We start from the raw sequence: 3,120 nt of genomic DNA, 5'->3' as shown, positions 1-3,120 counted from the left end.
CTTTCCACTGCCATGGCTCCTCGTGGTTTTCTCGGTCGGTTTCCTTCCGGGACCGATGCCGTGCTGCGCGGCGGAGAAGCCCTTCCACACGGCGGAGCTGATCTTCCCGCTCGAGCACTGGCACAACCACGGCTCGTGCATCGTCGAGGCGCCCAACGGCGACTTGATCGTGTGCTGGTTCCACGGCTCGGGCGAGCGGCAGGCGGACGACGTGAAGATCGAGGGCGCGCGCCTGCGCAAGGGCTCCCGCACGTGGAGCCCGCGCTTCACGATGGCCGACACGCCGGAGTATCCCGACACGAATTGCTGCATGTTCGTGGACCCGCGCGGGCGGCTCTGGCTGATGTGGCCGACGATCCTCGCCAACAAGTGGGAAACCGCCCTGATGAAGTATCGCATCGCGTCCGATTACTCGGGGGACGGCGCGCCGAAGTGGGAGGTGAACGAGGTGATGCACGTCACGCCGGGGCCGGAGTTCGAGCCGGCGGTGAGCAACTTCGTCGCCCGCGTCGAGGCGCAGGTTCTCAAGTCCGCGCCCGCCGAGTTGCAGCCGCGCCTCACCGCGTGGATGGCCTCGCTGCGGACGCAGGCCGCCGACAAGCTCACGCGGCGCCTCGGCTGGTTCACACGCGCGCACCCGTTCGTGCTCGACGGCCGGCGGCTCATCGTGCCGCTTTACTCGGACGGGTTCAGCTTTTCGTTGATGAACATCAGCGATGACTGGGGCGCGACGTGGAAGGCCAGCGCGCCGCTCACCGGCCTCGGCAACATCCAGCCCAGCCTCGTGCAACGGAAGGACGGCTCGCTTTACACGCTCATGCGCGACAACGGCCCGCCGCCCAAGCGCCTGCATCAGGCCGAGTCGCGCGACGGCGGCTTCACGTGGAGCGAGGTCACGGACAGCCTCCATCCGAATCCCGGTTCCGGCGCCGAGATCACGTCACTGCGCGACGGGAGGTGGATCCTCATCAGCAACGACCTCGAACGCGGGCGCCACCGGTTGTCGGTGCAACTCTCGGACGACGAGGGCCGGTCGTGGAAGTGGCGGCGCAACCTCGAGTTCGCGGCGGACGAGGGCGGGCGTTTCCATTACCCGAGCATCATCCAGGCGAAGGACGGCACGCTGCACGCGAGCTACAGCTTTCATTTGGAGAAAGGCTTCGAGCGCGACGCGGACGGCAAGCCGCGGAGCAAGGCCATCAAGCACGCGCACTTCAACGCGGCATGGGTGATGGAGGGCGACACGAAATGAGCGTGCGGGTCAATCGACTTGTGCCTGGTTCAAATCAAGTTCCTAATCCCCCGTCGTGATCGAGGCCGCTTCGCGCGAGGCACGCATCGCGGAGGCGGGCATACGACGATCATCAGGATTCGCCGCAGACCACATGATTGGCCGCCCCCGCATCGGCACCACCGGTGAGATGAGATTCACCGTCGGGCAGGAGCACGTCATCGACTTCGCGACGGGAGGGATGCCGGCAGTGTTGAGCACGCCGCGCCTGGTGGCGCTCATCGAGCGCACCGCGCGCGAGTCGCTGTATCCGTTCCTCAACGACACCGAGCGCACGGTCGGCGCGGAGCTGGAGATACGCCACCTCGCCCCTACTCCGGTCGGCGAGTCGGTCACGATCATCACACGGGTCATTGGTTGTGAGGCGCGGACGGTGGACTTTCAATTCGAGGTGCGAGACGAGCACGAGGTCATCGCCCGCGGCTTGCACAAGCGCGCCGTCATCGCCGTCGAAGGATTCGCGAGGCGCGTGGCGCGCAAGGCTGCCTCCCACTGAACACTGGTCACTGAATACTGCCCGATGCAAACCCGCCCCCTCGGCCGCACCGGCCTCCAACTCCCCATCCTCAGCTTCGGCGCGTCCTCGCTCGGCGCCGAGTTCCGCGCGGTCAAACTCGACGAGGCGCTCGAAAGCGTCCGCGTCGCGCTGGATTGCGGGCTCAACTTCATTGACACCTCGCCCTTCTACGGACGCGGCATGAGCGAAGTGCTCCTCGGCATCGCGCTTCAGGGCGTTCCCCGCGACAGCTACACGCTCTGCACCAAGCTCGGCCGCTACGATCTCACGCACTTTGACTTCAGCGCCAAACGCGTCGCCGAGAGCGTGGATGTGAGCTTGCACCGCCTCCGCACCGACCACCTCGACATCATCCTTTGCCACGACATCGAGTTCGTGCCGATGCAGCAGATCGTGGACGAAACCATTCCCGCGCTGCGGAAGATTCAGCAGGCCGGCAAGGTGCGTTTCATCGGCTTCAGCGGGTATCCGCAGAAAATCTTCCGTTTCATCTGCGATCAGACCGACGTGGACTGCGTGCTCTCCTACAACCAATACACGCTGCAAAACACCCGCTTCGCCGACGAGACCGTCCCGTATCTCAAGGCCAAGGGCGTCGGCGTGATGAACGCCGGCCCGTTCAGCGCGCGCCTGCTCACCAACGCGCCGCTGCCCGCGTGGCTCAAGGAGCCGGAGTCCGTGAAAGCGGCCGCCCGCGCCGCCGCCGCCCACTGCGCGAGCAAGGGCGTGGACATCGCGAAGCTCGCGCTTCAGTTCAGCCTCGCCAATCCCGACATCGCCACGACCGTCAGCGGCAGCGCGAACCCTGCGAACATCCGCAACTGGGCTAGGTGGGCCGCCGAACCGATCGACGAGGAACTGTTGCGTGAAGTCCAAGCCATCTTCGCTCCCGTGAAAAACCTTGGTCACAAGGAAGGGCTGGCGGAGAACAACTAATCCGGCACGAGGCGGTTGCACGGGCAGCGCACGCGTCCCGCGTGCCGTCGTGCCCGTCCCGGACACGACCTCGTTCCTCGAACTTTCTTCGCACCGTCTGTTGGAATGAAGATGGAGGGACGAAGTTCCCGGCGGGACGCTGGAAACCGCACGCCGGAGGCGTGCGCTCCCCAACACCGACTGCATTGTCCCGGCTAATCCTTCAGTCCCGAACGCCAGCTTTTTCGCGCGATAGAAGCGGTGCTTCCGGGCGGGCACGAGAAAGTCAAAAAATATGCTTGCGCGGGCGGGAGCCGGCCGATTAAATGCAATCGATTTGCAACTAGCTGTTCAACCCCGCTTCTCCCTTGCGCGCTTTGCTGTGGCGCTGGTGGTC

Annotated in this window: 3 protein-coding genes; all 3 read left to right on the top strand. The window is 65.3% G+C overall.

All coding sequences use genetic code 11. The annotated features are described in order from the left end of the window. A partial coding sequence (locus FJ386_15335; GenBank protein MBM3878060.1) for an exo-alpha-sialidase occupies positions 1–1,252 on the top strand: 1,252 nt, incomplete at its 5' end. 133 nt (positions 1,253–1,385) lie between these two features. After that, complete coding sequence (locus FJ386_15330) at positions 1,386–1,787, top strand: hypothetical protein (protein MBM3878059.1); 402 nt, start codon at positions 1,386–1,388, stop codon at positions 1,785–1,787. 24 nt (positions 1,788–1,811) lie between these two features. After that, the gene (locus FJ386_15325) at positions 1,812–2,744 is read left to right on the top strand and encodes an aldo/keto reductase (protein ID MBM3878058.1); all 933 of its coding nucleotides are present in this window, start codon (positions 1,812–1,814) and stop codon (positions 2,742–2,744) included. Positions 2,745–3,120 lie beyond the last annotated feature (376 nt).

Source organism: Verrucomicrobiota bacterium, assembly GCA_016871675.1.
Taxonomy (GTDB): domain Bacteria; phylum Verrucomicrobiota; class Verrucomicrobiia; order Limisphaerales; family VHCN01; genus VHCN01.
Note: the sequence above shows the minus strand (reverse complement) of the source record. Positions and strands in the feature narration are given on the sequence as shown.